Raw genomic sequence first — 18,918 nt, 5'->3', positions numbered from 1 at the left:
TAACTCAAACACCTCACAGGTTTGAGATAGCGGAGGATGCGGCGGATTTACAGGGGCGCGTCCTTATTCAGCCGCCTGCAGGACTGGCGCGTTTGCTTCTTGGCGTTCCTTTTCGAAGGTCAGCACGCCGTCATCAATGCGGCCATAGCGCAGGTTCATCATGTCGGCCGTATAGTTCTGGTGGAGCTTCCAGGGGGCTTCCTTGTGCTGGCGGGGGAACTTGTCCATCACGCGCTGGAAATAGCCCGAGGAGAAATCCACGAACGGATCGGTGTCGTTCGGAAAGGCGTCGAGCTTTGGCATGGCCGAGGCAAAGCCGCCCCGATCCATGTAATTGATCAGGCGGCAGACATATTCCGACGTCAGGTCGGCCTTCAGTGTCCATGAGGCATTGGTATAGCCGAATGTGATCGCAAGATTCGGTACGTTTGAGACCATGACGCCCTTGTAGTTGAGGAGCGATCCCGGTGCGGCCCTGACGCCATCGACGCTTACGTCAATGCCGTTCATGTATTGCAGGTTGAGGCCCGTGGCGGTGACGATGATGTCGGCCTCCAGCGTTTCGCCGGATTTGAGTTCGATGCCGTTTTCCGTGAAACGCGCGATATGGTCGGTGGCGACGCTGGCCTTGCCTGCTTTCAGGGCCGTGAAGAGATCGGAGTCAGGCACCAGGCAAAGGCGCTGCTCCCACGGATTGTAGGAGGGTGTGAAGTGTTTCTCGACGTCATAGTCAGGGCCGAGCTCTTCGCGCACCATGCCGAGCAGCCGCTCGCGGGCCTTTTCCGGGTGGGCGCGGGTCTGACGGAAGAAGAATTGCTGGAAGAGAACATTGCGCCAGCGGATGAGGCCATAGGCCCAGCTGGCTGGCAGGAACTTGCGCAGGGAATTGGCCAGCTTATCGACCGCAGGCCGGGAGACGACATAGGTCGGCGAGCGCTGCAGCATGGTGACGTGGGAGGCCGCGTCGGTCATCGCGGGGACCAGTGTCATGGCGGTAGCGCCGGAGCCGATGATGACAACTTTCTTGCCGGAATAGTCGAGGTCTTCCGGCCAGTGCTGAGGATGGACGATCTGGCCCTTGAAGCTGGCTTCGCCCGGGAATTCCGGTTTGTAGCCCTGGTCGTAATTGTAATAGCCGCCGCAGAGGAAGAGAAAGCCGCAGGTGATCTGCTCACTCTCACCTGACGCGGTTTGCAGGGTGACATGCCACGACTGGTCGGTACCCGACCAGTCGGCTGCGACGACCTTGGTGTCGAACTGGATCCGGTCGGTGATACCGAATTCATCAGCGGTCTGGCGGACATATTTACGAATCGACGGACCGTCGGCGATGGCCTTGGACTCTGTCCACGGTTTGAAATTGTAGCCCAGCGTGTGCATGTCGCTGTCCGAGCGGATGCCGGGATAGCGGAAGAGGTCCCACGTGCCGCCAATGGCGCCGCGTTGTTCGACGATCCTGTACGTCTTGCCGGGGCAACGCTTTGTCAGGTGAACCGCCGCGCCGATGCCGGAAAGGCCTGCGCCGATGATGAGTACGTCTGTGTCTGTCTGGGTCATGCTCGGACGTTACAATGGCAGGGCGAATGCCACAATACATGACACGGGCGTCATGTATTGATTGTTGCCTATACGGAGGCTGCCTTGCCGAATGCGTCCGCGTGGCGGAGCTGCTTCTGGACGAGAGGAAGGATGTCTTCATTTCCGGCAATGATCGAGCCGGTCCGGAGGACATCGCCGCCATTGATTTCCTCGACCATTCCGCCGGCTTCGCGTACGAGGACGATTCCGGCTGCGATGTCCCAAGGTTTCAGGTCGCGCTCCCAGAAGCCGTCGAAGCGTCCGGCGGCAACCCACGCCAGATCAAGTGCAGCGGAGCCATAGCGTCGGATGCCGGCGCAGACGGGGGTCATGGCCGCGATCTCGCGGGCAAATCCGACATGCGCCGCTTCCGCCTTGCCGACCCAGGGCGTACCCGTGGCGATGACAGCTTCGTTCAGTTTGCGGCGGGTGGCGACGCGCAGCTTGCGCTGTTCTAGCCATGCGCCACGGCCGGTTTCGGCCCAGAAGATTTCGTTCTTGGCGACATCGAACACGACACCGGTCAGCAACTGGCCTTCGCGTTCGAGCGCGATGGAAACGCAATAGTGCGGCTGGCCGTGCAGGAAGTTGAGCGTACCGTCGAGCGGATCAACGATGAAGCGGTTGGACTTGTCACTGCCTTCGATAATGCCGCGTTCTTCCATGATGAAGCCATATCCCGGTCGCGCCTTGGACAGGTGGGCATGGATGATTTCTTCAGCGCGATGGTCGGCATTGGAGACAAAATCACCGGGGCCCTTCTTGGAGACCTGGAGGTTTTCCACCTCCCCGAAATCGCGTGCGAGCGCCCGGCCTGCGGCGCGGGCGGCGGCGATCATCACGGAACCGACGGGGGAGGGCTTGGACATGGGTGTTCCTGACTAGTCTGCGCGGCGCAGATAGGTGCTGTCAGCGGTCTGGACGATGACGCGTTCACCGACGCCAACGAATGGCGGCACGAGAACGCGGACATCGCCGGTGCACATGGCAGGCTTGAAGCTGTTGGCGGCCGTCTGGCCCTTAACGACTGGCTCGGTTTCGAGCACTTCGAGTGTGACCTGGTCGGGCAGGGCAACACCGATCGGACGTTCGCCATAGAACTCGATCTGGACCATCATGGAGTCCTGCAGGAACGCACCCTGATCTCCGATGAAATCGCGCTCGATCATGATCTGCTCGTAGGTCTCGGTGTCCATGAAGGTGAACGCGTTATCGTCGGCGAAGAGGAACTGGAATTCCTTCTGTTCAAGACGCACGCGCTCGACCGACTCATTGGCGCGGAAGCGGGTGTTCGATTTCGATCCGTTGAACAGGTTGCGAAGCTCGACCTGGTTGAACGCGCCACCCTTTCCGGGTTTGACGGCCATGGTCTTGATCGCGCGCCAGACAGTGCCTTCGTGCTCGATGACGTTTCCGGGCTTGATTTCATTACCATTGATCTTGGGCATTGAAGTCGTCCTTGTTGGGGTTTTGCGCGGGGTAAGCCTTTGCCGCGCGAGGGTCAAGCGGCGGGATGTTAACGCGGTTGCAGCTGGTCGAGCAGGCTGTTGAAGGCGATGACGGCGCCTGCAGCGCCTTGTGGATGATTCCAGACACCGGACGAGACAGCGAGGAAGTCAGCGCCAGCTCTGACCAGCGGCGCGGCATTCTCAACCGTGATGCCGCCAATGGCGACGCAGGGCAGCTCCATGGTTTCCTGCCAGAATTCAAGCAGCGCGAGTTCGGCCGGGACGGTGCCTGACTTGGTATCAGTGGGGTAGAAGGCCCCGAAAGCCACATAATCTGCGCCCTGTTCACCGGCGGCCATGGCGGCGTGGCGGCTGTTCCTCGCCGTGGCGCCCACAATGGCATCAGGGCCGATAATCGCGCGCGCGGCCTTCACCGGGGTGTCGTCCGGGCCGATATGGACGCCGTCAGCGCCAAGTTCGACCGCAAGTTCGGGGCTGTCATTGATGATGACCGCCGCGCCATAGGCCTGGGCCATGGCCGTTACAGCCTCTGCAACGGCGCGCGTGGCAGGAACGTCGATCCGTCCGTCCTCGCCCTTCAGGCGGATTTGCAGGCATGCGACGTCGCCCGCTTCGAGCGCACCTTCGAGCATCGCGGCGAATTCCGGCACATCGTGGATGCGCGGCGGAGTAATGAGATAGAGGCGCGTACGCTCGCGCGGAGGTATGTTGTCAGCCATGGGCGGGCTCTCTAGCCCAAGCGGGGCAGGGAAGGAAGCCGGTGGTGACGGTTACTTCGGGCCAACCCGCGTTGTGCTGGCAGGATGGCTTGCGAGCGCCTTGCCCTTCCGCATCGGGCGCGGTTCAAGGTCACCGCCGCAATTGGGGCAGCTGCCGTCAAGCGGACCATCCGCGCAATCGGCGCAGAAGGTACACTCGAATGAGCAGATGAAAGCGCCCACCTCGTCGGGCGCAAGGTCTGCGTCGCAGCGTTCACAATTGGGGCGCATTTCCAGCATGGGCTGACCTGTTCAGTCTATTTTTCCTCGGTGCCGGACCTGGCGGCGTTGATCAGGTATTGCTCGTAGGCTTCAGGTGTCCAGTCGCGGCCGAGGAAGTCATGCACGAGCGTGGCGGCCGGTTTCGATGAGCCGGGCGCAAGGATGAGATCGCGGTAGCGGCCGGACGTTTCCGGGTCGCGCAGGCCGCTCTTTTCAAACTCGGTGAACAGATCAGTCGAGATCGCGAGCGACCATTGATAGGTGTAGTAGATGGCCGAATAGCCATCGAGGTGGCCGAAGCTGGCATAGCGGTGGACATCTGGCAGAGCCTCGAACGGGCTGAGGGCCGACTGACGTTCATCCCAGATTTCATCGAAGTCGACGTCTTCGGGCGGGCGATCATAATATTTCAGCGAGACGCCTGCAAAGACGAGCTGGCGCAATGTACCGAGGCCGGTTCCGAAGTCGCGGGCCGCAATCATCTTTTCGACCAGTTCACGCGGAATGGTTTCGCCCTCTGCGTTCACGGCAAACGTGGCGAGTGTGTCATAGTCCCAGACCCAGTTTTCCAGCATCTGCGAGGGCGCTTCGATAAAGTCCCATTCGAGATTGCTCATGCTGAGATTTGCGAAGTCGGGCTGGCCGGAGAACATTTGGTGGATGAGGTGACCGAATTCGTGAAGGAAGGTCTCGACCTGGCGATGCTCCATCAGGCCGGTCGCGTGATCACCTGCCGGGAAGTTGCACATCAGGGCCCCCACGGGCACGCCGTCAGATGTCGGGCCGAAGCGGATCGGGAAGGCGGCGGCATGCTTGAACTTGCCGTCGCGGGGATGCATGTCGAGGAAGAAACGGCCGATCAGCTGTCCGTTGCGGTGCATTTCATGCGCTGTGACACTGGACTCCCAGACTGGCGCGTTTTCCCATGGGGTGATCTGGACACCGAACAGGTCCTCAACCAGCGCGAAGATGCCGGCGCGGACATTGTCATAGGCGAAATACTGGCGGACTTCCTGGGAATCGAGCGCATAATCCGACTGGCGGATCTGTTCGGCGAGGAAGGCACTGCTCCATTCGGGTACGGTCGTGGCGTCCGGCCGGGTTTCGTTCAGCTTGGCGAGGAGGCGCCCATGCTCGATGCCGGCGGCATCGGTTGCGGCCGCTTCGACGCGCGCGAGGAAGGCTTCTGCCACTTCGGGCGAGCCTGTCATCTTGTCTTCGGTGACGTAGGCAGCCCAGTTTTGGTAGCCGAGCAGGGTGGCGAGCTCGTAACGTTTCTCAAGCAGCCTGCGGAGGGGGGCGACGTTCTCCGGATAGGCGCGATTACCGGAGGCGAAGGACAGGTCCCGGCGCAGGGTTTCATTGGTTGCATAGCTGAACACCGGACCGGTATCGGGATAATCGGTCGTGATCGTGATCTTGCCGTTTTCGTCGGGCTGGTGCGCGTCGATATAGTCCTGCGGGAGGCCATCGAGTGCGGCGACAGAGTCCAGTTGGACCGACCCCTGTATTTCACGCAGGTTCTTGCTGAACTCGGAACTGATCTCGGCCAGCTCTGCGTTGAGGGCGCGAACCTTGTCGCGGGTCTCCTCGTCCTTGTCGATTCCCGACCGGCGATAGTCGCGCAGGGTCCGGTCCAGGAGGAATGTTTCGCGCGGGTTGAGGTTTGTTACATCAATCGCTGTAAGGCGGTCATAAACAGGCTTGGACAGGCTGAGCCGGGTGAGCACATCGGACGTGCGTTGCTGGCAGAGGTCACCCACCCCGCGCAGGGCGGCGTCCGGATTTGCCTCGGCCACGACACTCGATTCACCAAAGCCGATCGAATAGCCGAGGTTTGTGATCGTATCGAGGAATTTTATATCGGCTGCGCCCGCAACCGTGTCACGCGCCTCCATATCGGCGATCATCCTGTTCACGAGGTCGAGGGCGGTGTCGCAGCGGACCGTGAAGGCGTCGGCGCTGTCCGGAGCCACGACGAGCTGCGCCATCATCGCCTTTGCTGCGGTCTCGAGGGCATGGACCGGCGCAGGCGTGGGCGTTTCGGGTTTTTTCCCAGCTGGCGCACAGGCGGCAATAATCAGTACAAGTCCGGCAAGCGGCAGGGCGGCGGGGAGTCGTTTCATCAGGTGCATTCCTCGGCAAGTGGCAGGAATGCCGATTACGGATCCGCCAGAACATGCCCGCACTATGATCTGCTTGGATGGCGCGTGTCTACCCACACGGGGCGACATTGCGCGCACAAAAAGGGCGGCCCGCAGGCCGCCCTTTCAAGCTCACCGCGCGGCCGATCAGCCAGCGCGTGATGCCTGGAAGATGCCCTCAATCGTTGCCGCCAGGGTGGCATCGAAATCCGCATCGCTTTGCTGGGCCGAGAGGCCTTCGGTCAGGGCGCGAGAGAAGCTGGCAATCATGCGCGTGTTCTGGGCCAGTTTCGCGTTCGCATCCTGACGGCTGTAGCCACCCGACAGCGCCACAACGCGCATGACGCGGGGGTGCTCGCACAGCGACTTGTACTGGTTGGCCTTTTCCGGGAGCGACAGTTTCAGCATGACCTGCCTGTCAGCAGGAAGGGCATCCAGCTGCCTGGTGATCTCGGCCAGCAGGATGTCTTCGGCATCCGCCTTGTCAGCGATCGTGATCGTCACTTCCGGCTCGATGATCGGCATCAGGCCATGCCCCAGGATCTGGCGGCCGACATCGAATTGCTGGGCAACGACGGCGGCGATGCCTTTCGGGTTGGCCGCGTGGATGACCGACCGCATCTTGGTGCCGAAAATGCCTTTGGACACAGCCCGCTCAAGCAGGGCGTCGAGGTCCGGCATGGGCTTCATCATCTGGACGCCGTCAGCTTCGTCCATGAGGCCCTTGTCGACCTTGAGGAAGGGCACGACCTTGCGCTTCTGCCAGAGGTATTCCGCCGTCGGGATTCCGTCGATATCGCCTTCCATCGTGCGTTCGAACAGGATGGCACCCATCACCTTGTCGCCCATGAAGGCCGGGGACTTGATGATGCGGGCGCGCATCTGGTGGATCAGGCCGAACATTTCCTCATCGTTCGCGTAGGCGCTTTCCTCCACGCCATACAGGCGCAGTGCTTTCGGGGTGGATCCACCCGACTGGTCGAGGGCGGCGATAAAGCCGTCCTTGTTGGCGGCCTGTTTGGCCATTTCCGAAATCGTGTTGTCCATTGCTGTGTCAAAACTCATTGCTAGGGGCCCTGCTTCGTTTGCCTTTAATCCAAACGCTCGCTTTCAAGTATTGTGCCGCCTGAGGGCATCCACGCCCGGTAGCGGCTTGCCTTCCATCCATTCAAGGAAGGCGCCGCCTGCAGTCGACACGAAGGTAAAATCATCAGTGACGCCAGCATGATTGAGCGCGGCGACCGTGTCACCCCCTCCTGCAACTGCGACCAGCCTGCCATCCCTGGCGCGCGCAGCCGCGGCCTTTGCGGCGGCAACGGTGGCGGCATCGAAAGGGGTCATTTCAAATGCGCCGAGCGGGCCGTTCCAGACAAGTGTCCGGGCAACATCCATGGCTGTTGCGAGGATCACAACGGTTTGCGGGCCGGCGTCGAGGATCATTTCATCGTCTGCCACCTCATCAAGGCCGCAGGTGCGATTGGCTGCATTGGCCGCAAATTCCCTCGCGACCACGAGGTCGCGGGGCAGGAGGATGTCACAGCCATTCTGACCGGCAATGGTTTCGATCTCGCGGGCCGTGTCTGCAAGGTCATGCTCGCAGAGTGATTTACCAACCGAATGCCCGCGGGCAGCGAGGAACGTATTGGCCATGCCGCCGCCAATCGCGAGAGCATCGACCTGTGTCACGAGATTCTTCAGGAGGTCGATCTTGGAAGAGACCTTTGCGCCGCCGACAATGGCGAGCACGGGCTTTTCCGGTGTGCCGAGCGCCTTGTCGAGCGCGTCGAGTTCACGTTCCATGGCGCAACCGGCATAGGCCGGCAGCAATTCCGCGAGTACGGCCGTCGAGACGTGACGCCGGTGGGCGGCTGAAAAGGCATCGTTGACATAGACATCACCAAGATCGGCGATGTCCCGGGCGAGCGCCATGTCACCCTTTTCCTCACCTGGATGGAAGCGGGTGTTTTCCAGCAGGATCACGCCGGCCGGGGCGAGGTCGGCGATGGCCTGCTTGACGTGATCGCCTGTGCAGTCGGCGACGAAACTGACATTCGAACCGAGCACTTTGGCGAAAGCGCCAGCGATGGGCGCAAGGCTCATCTCGGCGACGCGCTGGCCTTTCGGGCGCCCAAAATGCGCAAGAAGGACGACCTTGGCACCCTGGGTGCGCAAGGTCTGGACGGTCTCGACGGCGGAGCGCAGCCGGGTATCGTCGGTGACGAGGCCCTTGTCCATCGGCACGTTGAAATCAACGCGAACGAGGGCGGTCTTGCCAGTGAGGTCGCCGGCGTCGGCGATGCGTTTGAAGCTCATCGCCTTGTCGCCCTTAAAGGAATTTCGACATCACGAGCGCGGTGTCGCTCATGCGGGTCGCAAAACCCCACTCATTGTCATACCAGGTCAGGATCGAGACGAAATTGCCGTCCATCACCTTGGTCTGGTCGAGGTGGAAGATGGACGAACGGTTGTCATGGATGAAGTCGGACGAGACGTTCGGCTGGTCGGTATAGCCCAGCACACCTTTCATCGGGCCGCTGTCGGCCGCCGCGATGATCGCCGCATTGATTTCTTCCGGCGTGGTCTTTTTCTTCGAGACAAATTTCAGGTCAACGACCGAGACGTTCGGTGTTGGCACACGGACCGAGATGCCATCCAGCTTGCCTTTCAGTTCCGGCAGGACAAGGCCGACTGCCTTGGCGGCGCCGGTCGAGGTCGGGATCATCGACAGCGATGCGGCGCGGGCGCGGTAGAGATCCTTGTGCATCTGGTCGAGCGAAGGCTGGTCATTGGTGTATGAGTGGATCGTGGTCATCATGCCTTTTTCGATGCCGATCAGGTCGTTGAGGACCTTGGCGACAGGCGAAAGGCAGTTCGTCGTGCACGAGGCGTTCGAGACGACCAGGTCGTCCTTGGTGATCGTGTCATGGTTCACGCCGTAAACGATCGTCTTGTCGGCATTGGTGGCCGGTGCAGAGACCAGCACGCGCTTGGCGCCGGCTTCAAGGTGGGCCGAGGCCTTTTCCTTGTCGGCAAAGATTCCGGTACATTCCATCGCGATGTCGATGTCGAGTTCGCGATGCGGCAGGTCCTTGGGGTCGCGGATCGCGGTGACCAGAATCGGCTTGCCATTGATGACGATCTTGTCGCCGTCAACCTGGACGTCGGCCGGGAAGCGGCCGTGCACGGAGTCGAAGCGCAGGAGGTGGGCGTTCGTGGCGACTGGTCCGAGATCGTTGATCGCAACAACTTCAATGTCCTTGCGGTCATGCTCGATGATGGAGCGCAGGACGAGACGTCCGATACGCCCGAAACCATTGATTGCAACACGTACTGCCATTTTAATATTTCTCCTCAGGCGGGATAAAAACTGCGACTTTGCAGGCCCTTTACGACGCCGCGGCCTGCCCGTCCACCCGGATAACCTGCGGTATCGGGCCGCAAAACCTGGGATTCAGGGACGGACAGCAGCAGGGCCCGGATACTGGACGTGCCACTTGCAATATCCATGCTATTTTAGCGTGGACTTGGCCGGGCGCGCCTGTATTGCCTGTTGGTCTGCTAACAAGGGTGGGCTCCGGGTGAGGCGTCGTTTCCATTCTGCATTCGTACCATCCCGTCGCCGACAGGACGCACGGGCATGAAGCCGGCCGGACGGTCCCTGGCGGACTGGGCGCTGTTCTGGCTGCTTAGCCTGGTCTGGGCGAGCGCCTACATGCTGACGCGCATGGCGGTAGATAAGGGCCATGCTGATGCAGGCCTGCCGCCGGAATGGGTGATTTCAGGCCGGTTGACGATCGGTGCGGTGGCGCTGTGCTGCGTGATGGTCGCGACGCGCCAGCCGCTGCCGCCCTTGTCGGACCGGCGGCGCTGGACCGCCATTCTGGGCATGGCGATTGTCGGATCGGTCATTCCCTTTTTCCTGATCACGATTGCGCAGGAGACTGTGAATTCAAGCCTTGCGGCGCTGTACACGGCGGCAGTGCCGATCTTTGTCGCCATTGGCGCGCATTTCCTGTTCAGTGACGAGCGACTGTCGGCAGGGTCGATTGTGGGTGTTGTGGTCGGGTTTGGCGGCGTGGCGCTCCTGTTCGGCCCGGACGCCATGAAAGGGCTCAGCTCGGCCAGCACGCTGGCCCAGGTGTTTCTGCTCGGCGCGACCATGGCCTATGCGGCGTCCAGCCTGATCGCGCGCGGCGCGCCGCTGATGCGGGCCATCCCCTTTGCCACGGCGTTCGTATCGGTCGCGGCGGTCGTGTCATGGCCGCTTGCGCTGATGGTGGACGGCGAGAGTGTGAATGCCGGGTGGGACAACTGGCTGGCGGTGGTCGGACTGGGCATTGGCCCGACAGCCTTTGCGCAGGCCCTGTACATGGTGCTGATCGCGCGTACGTCGGCGACATTCCTGTCCTTGACGGGCTATGCCATTCCCGTGGTTGCTGCTGTCATGGGCTTCCTGTTCTTCGGAGAAATGCAGAGCTGGCTGTCGCTGGCGGCCTTCGCCATGATCCTGGGTGGCGTCTGGCTCGCCCGCCACGGTGGCGGTGGGCGCAAGTTGGCCTAGTCCCGGCGCCGACGAGGGGGCGGTGTGGGTGTGAGGGGGCTTGCAAAGGGGTGACGTGGGGGCGTGTGGTGGCGTCAGGGGGCCAGGGCCAGGCGTGCCGCCTCCATGTGTTCCATTTTCGCGTCGAAGGCCGACCAGTCATCCTCTGCGGCGATCGGGTCCCAGAGCGCCTCGACATCTTCGATCAGCATCGTGACCGGGGCGGCAGCCTGGAAATAGGGCAGGGACAGCCGCTCGGCATGTTTCGGTGCGCGGGCGGCGAGGAATTCGCGGATCGGCGCGAAGGCCTCCGCCCGATAGAGCCCGGCCTGTGGCGAGGTCTTCATGCGGGGCTCGCTGGCCGTGCCGCCATAGAGATCGAAGAAGGTTTGCGGCCATGACGCGCCGCTGGTGGTCATCCAGCCATAGAAGCCTTGCAGGAAGGCGAGGTCGGCGCTGAGCTCGCCTGAGCCTTCGAGGCCAAGCAGCAGGTGCGTATGAGCGGCGAAGGCCTGCTGGTAAGCGGCTTCGTAGGGCGCGAGGCCGCGGGCAAGATCGTCGGCCTCGGCCAGCGGCAGGAGGGCGGAGGCCAGCTGCTGCAGCGCCCAGGCGCCCTGCGTCGGCTGGCGGCCGAAGCGGTAGAGGCCATTCTCGTCGAAATAGGCGGCGGTGAAGTTCGGGTCGGACACAGGCAGGAAGCGCCACGGGCCGAAATCAAAGGTTTCGCCGGTGATGTTGAAATTGTCGGTATTCATCACGCCGTGTACGAAACCGGCAGCCATCCACTGGCCGATCATGCTGGCCGTGGCGCGCGTGATGTGGCCGAGCAGGTTCACGGCCTTCGTGGCCATGTCGGGGTCATTGGCACCGGGATGGAAGTGGGCGACGCAATAGTCGACAAGCTGGCCAAGGCCGTCACGGTCGTCGAGATAGGCGGCGCGCTGGAACGTGCCGAAGCGGATATGGCTTTCCGAAAGGCGCACCAGCACGGCGCCGCGTGCGGGGGAAGGCTCGTCATTGCGATGCAATTGCTCCCCCGTTTCGATCAGGCTGAAGGCCTTGGACGTGTGCACGCCGAGTGTTTCGAGATAGGTGGCGGCGAGGATTTCGCGGACGCCTCCTTTGAGCGTCAGGCGGCCATCACCCTGCCGCGACCAGGGCGTCTGGCCGGAGCCCTTGGTGCCGAGATCGTGCAGGCGGCCGTGGGGACCGCGCACCTGCGCGTAGAGGAACCCCCGCCCGTCGCCCAACTGGGGGTTGTAGGTTCCGAACTGGTGGCCATGATAGCGCATGGCGAGCGGCTGGGGCAGGTTTCCCGGCAGGGGATCGAATCGCCCGAAGTGCTGTAGCCACTCACGATCATCCAGATCGTCCAGCCCGATGGCGTTTGCCCAGCGACGGTTGCGAAAGCGCAACACTTGTTCAGGAAAATTAGCTGGCTCTACCGCATCTGCGAAATGGTCCGCCAGCGCAAGAAAGGGGGCGGAGAGGGGGGATTCGCGCAACATCCATTCATTTTTGACCTGATTTTACTGTGTTTCGCAACAGGTTTGCGCCAATGCATGGCAGCATTGTCATATTGCAGTGCAGCATACTTGGCCTCTATCGCTGCGTCAGGTCGTCGCTATGGTTGGCCCCAGTGAGGAAAACATCCGGATACACCGGGGGGGTCATCACAGGTATAAACGGAGGAAACCAAATGAGATTTACCACACGATTGGTGCTGGGGGCGTCTGCCCTTGCGCTCACAACGGCCCTGCCCGCCTTTGCGCAAGAAGAGACAGACGAGAGCACGCGGAAACTGTCGACGGTCACGGTCACCGGTTCATTCATCCAGGGTACGCCGGAAGATGCGGCCCTTCCGGTCGACGTCCTCACGGCGGGCGACCTTAAACTGGAAGGCCAGCCATCGATTACGGAACTGATCCGCAACCTTGGCCCGTCCTCGGGTGTTGACGGCCAGACCAACCAGTTCGCCTCGAACGGCCTTGAAGGCACGTCCAACATCAACCTGCGCGGCCTTGGCCCAGCACGGACACTGGTGCTGATCAACGGCCACCGCCAGACATACCACCCCTATTCGATCGGTGAGCAGGCACAGCTGTTCGTCGACACGAACAATATCCCGACGGCGGCCATTGGCCGGATCGAAGTGCTGAAAGACGGCGCGGCCGCGCTGTACGGGTCTGATGCCATTGCCGGCGTTGTGAACTTCATCACCAATCGCGACCTTGACGGGTTTGAGGTCGGCGGATCCTACTCGCAGTTCGATGGCTCGGACGGCGATTATGACATCTCTGCGGCCTTCGGCCTGCAGGGCTCGAACTCCAGCTGGGTCACCTCGATCGGCTATAACAAGCGCAGCGAAGTCCTTCTGAATGAAAAAGACTGGGCGGTCCTGCCTTTTGCTGAAAACCCTGTTGGCGGCTGGTCGTCGCTATCGAACCCAGGCTATTACGTTCCCTTGGGCCTTGGCCCCACGGGCCCAACGCCAATTCAGGGCGCCACGGGTGACACGGGCTGCGAAGCCGTTGGCGGCACCGTTGTCGGCACTTGTCGCTTCCAGTTCACCCAGTTCGACAACCTTGTCGAAGAAGAAGAACGCTACCAGGTCTTCTCCGAATACAACCGGAACCTCTCGAACGGCGCTGAGCTGCACTTCGAGCTTCTCTACGCTCACACCGATGTCCCGACCTGGAAGACATCGCCTTCCTACCCGCCGCAGGTGCTGACGAATCAGTTCGTTCCGGCCAGCGCGCCGGGCTTCCAGCAATACATTGCCGACAATCCGGGTGCGTTCCCGGCGTCTTCCATCGGCGCCCTGTATATCGGCCGGACATTCGGCTGGGGGGGCTTCCCTGGCACTGGCAGCGCACAGGAAGGCTATCGCACCAGCGAAACCTGGCGGGGTTCGGGCTCTCTGGTCGGTGAATTCGACAATGGGGTTCGCTATGATGCAGCGCTCACCTATTCGACCACCGAAGCTGAGCGCTCGACCAATGATACCTACATTACCGGCCTGACATCGGCCCTGCGCGGATTTGGTGTCTGTACCGATCCGAACACGGGTGTCGATCCGGCCACGGGAACGGTGCCCTATGCGGCTGGCTATGCTGGCTCGTTGGTAGCCGGAGCGGGAGCTTGCGAATATTACAACCCCTTCTCGAACGCCATTCCAGCCAATGCCGTGACCGGCGAGGCCAACCCGAACTATGTGCCGGGGCTCGAAAACTCGGTCACGCTGGCCGACTGGATGACGGATGCCAGCCTCACGGTTGCCACGACAGACCTGCTGGTCTTCGATGGTGTCTTCTCTGGCCAGAGCAATGTGCAGGCCGCTGGCGGCAGCGTCGGCTGGGCTGCAGGTGTGCAGGTTCGCCGGGAAAGCTATCAGGTTGAGCCTTCGGCCCTGACGGACCTGACCGTGACACCGGGACCCGGTGGCACAGGCCCCTATTCGTTCCTTGCCGGCACGACACCTGCCGACGAAGAGCAGACGATCTATGCCATCTTCGGTGAATTGCAGATTCCCCTGTTCGACAATGTCGATATCCAGGCGGCTGTACGTTACGAGGATTATGGCGGCGAAATCGGTTCGACCTTTGACCCGAAAGTGGCGGCCAAGTGGACCCTGACCGACAATTTTGCCCTGCGCGGCTCGGCCCAGACCTCGTTCAAGGGGCCGACGCTGAACCAGCTCGGCGGTGTTGGCACCAGCCTGCAATTCATCTCTGCAGCGTCGGCATTCAAGGCGGTCGACACGTTCGGCAATGCGGACCTGAAGCCTGAATCAGCCTTCAGCTTCAACCTTGGCGGCATCTACGAGATGGGCAATTTCTTTGCCTCGCTCGACTATTACAATTTCGACTTCTCTGATCCGGTCATCGTGGAAGAGCAGGCGAATATTGTGAATGCGGCGGTTGCCGCACTGGCCACGCCAACAACGGATGATGATGCCATCCTGGCGCGGATCACGTTCAATGATCCGTCGGCACCAACGGCGGCTACGATCGCACGTGTCCGTACCAATGTGACCAACGGCCCGGACATCAAGACGTCGGGTATCGACCTGCGTATGCAGAACAGCTGGGACATGACCAATGGCGGCGAATTCGCCGTTGGCGCCGATGCCACCTACGTCATCGAGTATGATGTGGACCCTTACTTTGTTGAGGGACTGGCCATTGGCGGCGGTGACTATGTCGGCCAGTTCAACCGGTCGAACTTCACCCGGTCCATGCCGCAATGGAAGGCCAATGTGTTTGCCAATTACGGTCTGGGTGATCACAACTTCCGGGCCGTCATGCGCCATATTGACAGCTACAAGGACGAACGCGCAGCGGCCGCCCGAGGCGGTGTTGGCGAAAAGATTGACAGCCAGACGACATTCGACCTGTTCTATAACTGGCAGTCGACCCCGCTGGACCTCGATATCGGTCTGTCGGTGGTCAACGTGACGGATGAAGATCCGCCATTCGCCGCCTTTGATGTGAACTATGATCCCTACACGCACAACCCATTCGGTCGTACGTTCAAGATCAGCATCACCAAGCGGTTTGGCGGTTCGGGCAACTAGGCCCCGCCTCAAACAGCACACAAACAAAAAGGGCGGCCCGCGGGCCGCCCTTTCCTTTTGGAGAGCTGGCCGCGATGGCGGCTAGTAGACGTAGGTCAGCTCGACGCCGAGCAGACGGCCCTTCTTGAGCGGCGAGAATGTGCCGCCGGCAGGCGAGTCCTGGTAGGGCAGGTTGACGCCGGTCGAGTTCGGACCCGGGAACGGCAGCTGCGTATCGTTGCCGACCTGCACTTCGTCGAGCAGGTTCTTGCCGTAGAGCGAAGCCGACAGGCCGTCGACCGGGGTTTCCCAGGTCAGGTCCATGTCGACCATGTCCGCGGGCTGGACCCAGCCAAAGTTGCTGTCGGTATAGGCGATCCGGTCGCGGTGCTGGATGTTCGCCGTGACGATCAGGGCCCCGTTCGTGCCAAGGTCGAAATCCTTGATCAGGCCGAAACCCCAGGTGAGCGCCGGAACGCGCGGCAGGTCCAGGCTGAGGTCCGTGTTGGTGACAACGCCATCGGCCGTGAGGTCGAAGAAGACATCATCATAGCCGGCATCCATCATGCCGACATTGAACGTACCGAGCAGAGAGTCGGTGAACGCGACGCGGCCGTCTGCCTCAAGACCGTAGATCGTGGCATCGGCCGTGTTGACGATGTTCTGGACAACGCCGGACGCGCCGGCAGTGTTCACTTCGCGCTGCATGTTGGCCACTTTCGTGGCGAAGGCGGCACCATTGACCTGGATGCGGCCGTCATCACTCTGGGCTTTGAAGCCGATCTCGTAGGAATCGACTTCTTCCTCGTCAAAGCCGAGGCTGCCGGTCTGGCTCACGAAGTCCAGGAAGATCGGCAGGTCGGTGATGCGGAAGTTGTAACCGCCGGACCGGAAGCCCTTGGTGTAATGGCCATAGGTCTGGAGATTGTCAGTCCAGAAATACTGCAGGCCGATTTTCGGTGTCCAGTTATTCCACGTGTCGGAATCGCTGAAGCCGTTTGGTTCAGCAACCGCGCCGCCGGTCAGAAGGCCGATGAGGGCGTTGGTACCTTCGGCCGAACACGTGCCGTCAACAACGCTGCAGGGCAGGCGTGGACGGATGTAGATGACGTCGGCATCCTTTTCCTCGCTGGAGTAACGCAGGCCGCCTGTCAGGACCAGCTTGTCGGTCAGAGAGTAATCGACATTGGCGAACACGCCCCAGGTGGAATGGTCCATCTTGCCGCCGCCGTAGAAGCCCCATGGGATCGACGCGGGAAGCGCCGCCGGACGGGTCGTCGGCAGGTTGCGGATCTCGGTATAGTCGAGCGTCTGTTCGAAGTAGAAGAGACCCGTTGTCAGGTCGATCTTGTCGAACGTACCGGCATAGCGCAGCTCGTTGGAGAATTGTTCCTGGACGAATTCGGCATTCGAGTGGAACAGGGTGAACGGCGTCGCATCAATGTCGCCGCCCGATGTGGAATCATACTCGCGATAGCCAAAGATATTGGTGATCACGCCATTGCCGAAGTCGACATCCAGATCTGTACGGAGTGAACCAAGAAGGGTCGTGTTTTCACCGAAGCCGGGATTATTGATCGAAAAGTCGAAATCGTAACGATCGAAATAGGCGCGGTTCTGGCCGGTCGGGCCATCCGAGCGCGTATCATTGTACTCCAGCTTGCCGAGGAAGGTCAGCGTATCGGTTGGCAGCCACTCAAGGGCGCCGCGGTAGGTTGTTGACTGGTTCTCGCCGTGATTGTCGCCATTGAACTGGTTTTTGAAGTAACCAGCATCCGTATTGTAGGCCACGCCCAGCTTGCCGTTCAGCTTGCCTTCGACGAGCGGGCCGGAAATGACGCCCTGGACCGTGGCATTGGCACCGCCGCGGCCGCTGTCGACCGGGCCGTCAACGCTGGCGCGGACCTTGTAGGAAAACTCGTCCGTCGGGTTGCCGGTGTTGACGACAATCGCACCACCTGTGGTGTTGCGTCCGAACAGGAGGCCCTGAGGGCCGCGCAGCACTTCGATGCTGTCGACATCAAACAGGTCGACGACAACGCCGCTGTTGACGCCGAGGTATACGCCATCAATGAACACGCCCACGGCGGGGTCAATCGACGGAATGGACGAGTTGACGCCAAGCCCGCGGATCGCGAAATTTGCAGTGCCCTTTGCCGTGCCGACATCATCAAGCGAGACGTTGGGCGCGGAATAGCTGAGGCTTTCGAGCGTTGTGACATTGAGCGCGTCGAGCGTGTCGCTGTTGAAGGCGCTGACTGCCAGAGGCACGTCCTGCACGTTCTCGACATTGGCTTTCTTGGTGGCGGTGACGGTGACTGTGCCGAGAACACGGTCGACGGCGCTTTCGCGGGCCGGTGCTGCATCCGCTTCCTGGGCGATAGCCGAACCTGCGGCAAATACGGCCGCGGATGCTGACAGAGCCAGCATTTTCTTGAAATTCATTCTGTGTTTCCTCTGGATTTTACAAGTTTCTATGCGCAGCCCGTAGGCCCTGGGAGGAGGTTGGCTGCGAGCCTATCCATACGGTGCAATGGCCCGGCGGAGGAAGGGGGGCACGGCAGGCCATGCGAGATTGCCGGGCACCGTCGCATAAATGCAACGGTGAGTTAAACGGGGATTAAATTCGCCTGTTCAGACAGCTCCGAGCGCCTTGCCGACAACATGTCCGGCGTCGCGGATGGCCAGCCGGACCGTATCGGACAGGGCCGTCATGTTCATGAAGCCGTGGACCATGCCGGCATGCTCGCGGACCGTCACCGGCACTCCGAAGCTCGCCATCTTGTCGGCATAGGCAAGGCCTTCATCCTTCAGCGGGTCCCAGCCGCACAATACGAAATGCGCCGGCGGCAGCCCCTTGAAGGCGTCCGGGCCAGCGAACAGGGGCGACACGCGCACATCCATGCGCTGGCTTTCATCGGTGATGTAGCTGTCCCGGAAATATTCGAACAGATTGGCTGAAATGAAGAAGCCACCCTCCTGGAAACTCATTTTCTTGGTGCGGATATCGACGAACTGGACGAGCGGGTAGAGCAGCAGCTGGAAAGCGGGCCGCGGGCCGCCGGTCCGGTTCATCTCCTGCGCCAGATAGGCCGAAAGGTTTCCGCCGGCACTGTCGCCGCTGACTGCGAGCCGTTCGGGGTCAAGCCCCAGTCTGTCAGCATTTGCGACGATCCAGTTCCAGGCGGCGAGCGCGTCTTCATGCGCGGCTGGGAAGGTGTTTTCCGGCGCAAGCCTGTAATCGATGGCAATGACCCGGCAGCGCGCACCTTCGGCCAGCCGCTTGCAGACCATGTCGTGACTGTCGAGATCTCCCAGCATGAACCCGCCACCGTGGAAGAAAACGATGCCGGGACCGGGCGGCATACCCGCGCCCAGCGGCGTATAGAGGCGCGCCTTGAGCGGGCCAGCCGCGCCGGTCACCCTGAGGAGGGAAATGTCTGCCATTTCAGGGGCATCGCGCTCGATCGCCCGGCTGGCGACATAGAATTGCTGGCGCAGCTTGTCGGTCGAGTTCTTCCAGTCCAGACGCGAAAGGTCTGGCACGTGGAACCGGTCCATGAATTGCCGAAAGGATTCGTCGAGCGTCATGGCCGCAAGATGGGAGTGAATTCAGGTCTTGTGAAGGCACAATCCAGAGGACGCGCACCAA

At 61.3% G+C, this 18,918-nt stretch carries 14 protein-coding genes; 2 read left to right on the top strand and 12 right to left on the bottom strand.

Going from position 1 to position 18,918, the window contains the following annotated elements; genetic code table 11:
- Positions 1-63 precede the first annotated feature (63 nt).
- The 9 genes from ACQ66M_RS06275 to gap form a co-directional block, all read right to left on the bottom strand.
- Entirely contained in the window at positions 64-1,557 is a 1,494-nt protein-coding gene (locus ACQ66M_RS06275; RefSeq protein WP_350172791.1) for a flavin-containing monooxygenase, read from the bottom strand.
- Positions 1,558-1,625: 68 nt separating this feature from the next.
- On the bottom strand, positions 1,626-2,447 hold the full coding sequence (locus ACQ66M_RS06270) for an inositol monophosphatase family protein (protein ID WP_350172789.1): 822 nt from the start codon (positions 2,445-2,447) through the stop codon (positions 1,626-1,628).
- A 12-nt stretch (positions 2,448-2,459) separates the two neighbouring features.
- Positions 2,460-3,026, bottom strand: coding sequence for an elongation factor P (gene efp, locus ACQ66M_RS06265; protein WP_350172787.1), 567 nt, complete (start codon positions 3,024-3,026; stop codon positions 2,460-2,462).
- Positions 3,027-3,094: 68 nt separating this feature from the next.
- Positions 3,095-3,766 carry a thiamine phosphate synthase gene (gene thiE, locus ACQ66M_RS06260; RefSeq protein ID WP_430402597.1) on the bottom strand — a complete coding sequence of 224 codons (672 nt, stop codon included), beginning with the start codon at positions 3,764-3,766 and terminating at the stop codon, positions 3,095-3,097.
- A 51-nt stretch (positions 3,767-3,817) separates the two neighbouring features.
- The gene (locus ACQ66M_RS06255) at positions 3,818-4,045 is read right to left on the bottom strand and encodes a DUF1272 domain-containing protein (RefSeq protein ID WP_350172783.1); all 228 of its coding nucleotides are present in this window, start codon (positions 4,043-4,045) and stop codon (positions 3,818-3,820) included.
- Between the two features lie 17 nt (positions 4,046-4,062).
- Positions 4,063-6,153, bottom strand: a complete 2,091-nt coding sequence (locus ACQ66M_RS06250; RefSeq protein ID WP_430402595.1) for a M3 family metallopeptidase — start codon at positions 6,151-6,153, stop codon at positions 4,063-4,065.
- Positions 6,154-6,318: 165 nt separating this feature from the next.
- On the bottom strand, positions 6,319-7,236 hold the full coding sequence (locus ACQ66M_RS06245) for a fructose bisphosphate aldolase (RefSeq protein WP_430402593.1): 918 nt from the start codon (positions 7,234-7,236) through the stop codon (positions 6,319-6,321).
- A 45-nt stretch (positions 7,237-7,281) separates the two neighbouring features.
- Positions 7,282-8,484 (bottom strand): phosphoglycerate kinase, encoded by a 1,203-nt coding sequence (locus tag ACQ66M_RS06240; RefSeq protein WP_430402591.1) that lies wholly within the window; start codon positions 8,482-8,484, stop codon positions 7,282-7,284.
- A gap of 13 nt (positions 8,485-8,497) precedes the next feature.
- Positions 8,498-9,508, bottom strand: a complete 1,011-nt coding sequence (gene gap, locus ACQ66M_RS06235; protein ID WP_350172777.1) for a type I glyceraldehyde-3-phosphate dehydrogenase — start codon at positions 9,506-9,508, stop codon at positions 8,498-8,500.
- A 300-nt stretch (positions 9,509-9,808) separates the two neighbouring features.
- Here gap and ACQ66M_RS06230 point away from each other — a divergent pair, with 300 nt between their 5' ends.
- Positions 9,809-10,732: a DMT family transporter gene (locus ACQ66M_RS06230; RefSeq protein WP_350172775.1), complete on the top strand. Its 924-nt coding sequence runs from the start codon at positions 9,809-9,811 to the stop codon at positions 10,730-10,732.
- A 74-nt stretch (positions 10,733-10,806) separates the two neighbouring features.
- Here ACQ66M_RS06230 and ACQ66M_RS06225 read toward each other — a convergent pair whose 3' ends face one another.
- The gene (locus ACQ66M_RS06225) at positions 10,807-12,219 is read right to left on the bottom strand and encodes a protein adenylyltransferase SelO family protein (RefSeq protein ID WP_430402589.1); all 1,413 of its coding nucleotides are present in this window, start codon (positions 12,217-12,219) and stop codon (positions 10,807-10,809) included.
- 191 nt (positions 12,220-12,410) lie between these two features.
- Between ACQ66M_RS06225 and ACQ66M_RS06220 the strand changes: the two genes are divergently transcribed.
- Positions 12,411-15,287: a TonB-dependent receptor plug domain-containing protein gene (locus ACQ66M_RS06220; protein ID WP_430402587.1), complete on the top strand. Its 2,877-nt coding sequence runs from the start codon at positions 12,411-12,413 to the stop codon at positions 15,285-15,287.
- 81 nt (positions 15,288-15,368) lie between these two features.
- Here ACQ66M_RS06220 and ACQ66M_RS06215 read toward each other — a convergent pair whose 3' ends face one another.
- Entirely contained in the window at positions 15,369-17,711 is a 2,343-nt protein-coding gene (locus ACQ66M_RS06215; RefSeq protein WP_350172769.1) for a TonB-dependent receptor, read from the bottom strand.
- A gap of 189 nt (positions 17,712-17,900) precedes the next feature.
- Complete coding sequence (locus ACQ66M_RS06210) at positions 17,901-18,857, bottom strand: alpha/beta hydrolase (RefSeq protein WP_350172767.1); 957 nt, start codon at positions 18,855-18,857, stop codon at positions 17,901-17,903.
- Positions 18,858-18,918 lie beyond the last annotated feature (61 nt).

This window comes from Hyphomonas sp. (genome assembly GCF_965284475.1).
Taxonomy (GTDB): domain Bacteria; phylum Pseudomonadota; class Alphaproteobacteria; order Caulobacterales; family Hyphomonadaceae; genus Hyphomonas.
This window is presented reverse-complemented; position numbering and strand designations above follow the sequence as displayed.

Coding starts and splice junctions, on each gene's coding strand:
- efp (WP_350172787.1), bottom strand. CDS start 3,026: ATGCCCAAGATCAATGGTAATGAAATCAAGCCCGGAAACGTCATCGAG.
- ACQ66M_RS06250 (WP_430402595.1), bottom strand. CDS start 6,153: ATGAAACGACTCCCCGCCGCCCTGCCGCTTGCCGGACTTGTACTGATT.
- thiE (WP_430402597.1), bottom strand. CDS start 3,766: ATGGCTGACAACATACCTCCGCGCGAGCGTACGCGCCTCTATCTCATT.
- ACQ66M_RS06240 (WP_430402591.1), bottom strand. CDS start 8,484: ATGAGCTTCAAACGCATCGCCGACGCCGGCGACCTCACTGGCAAGACC.
- ACQ66M_RS06220 (WP_430402587.1), top strand. CDS start 12,411: ATGAGATTTACCACACGATTGGTGCTGGGGGCGTCTGCCCTTGCGCTC.
- ACQ66M_RS06255 (WP_350172783.1), bottom strand. CDS start 4,045: ATGCTGGAAATGCGCCCCAATTGTGAACGCTGCGACGCAGACCTTGCG.
- ACQ66M_RS06270 (WP_350172789.1), bottom strand. CDS start 2,447: ATGTCCAAGCCCTCCCCCGTCGGTTCCGTGATGATCGCCGCCGCCCGC.
- ACQ66M_RS06245 (WP_430402593.1), bottom strand. CDS start 7,236: ATGAGTTTTGACACAGCAATGGACAACACGATTTCGGAAATGGCCAAA.
- gap (WP_350172777.1), bottom strand. CDS start 9,508: ATGGCAGTACGTGTTGCAATCAATGGTTTCGGGCGTATCGGACGTCTC.
- ACQ66M_RS06230 (WP_350172775.1), top strand. CDS start 9,809: ATGAAGCCGGCCGGACGGTCCCTGGCGGACTGGGCGCTGTTCTGGCTG.
- ACQ66M_RS06210 (WP_350172767.1), bottom strand. CDS start 18,857: ATGACGCTCGACGAATCCTTTCGGCAATTCATGGACCGGTTCCACGTG.
- ACQ66M_RS06225 (WP_430402589.1), bottom strand. CDS start 12,219: ATGTTGCGCGAATCCCCCCTCTCCGCCCCCTTTCTTGCGCTGGCGGAC.
- ACQ66M_RS06275 (WP_350172791.1), bottom strand. CDS start 1,557: ATGACCCAGACAGACACAGACGTACTCATCATCGGCGCAGGCCTTTCC.
- ACQ66M_RS06215 (WP_350172769.1), bottom strand. CDS start 17,711: ATGAATTTCAAGAAAATGCTGGCTCTGTCAGCATCCGCGGCCGTATTT.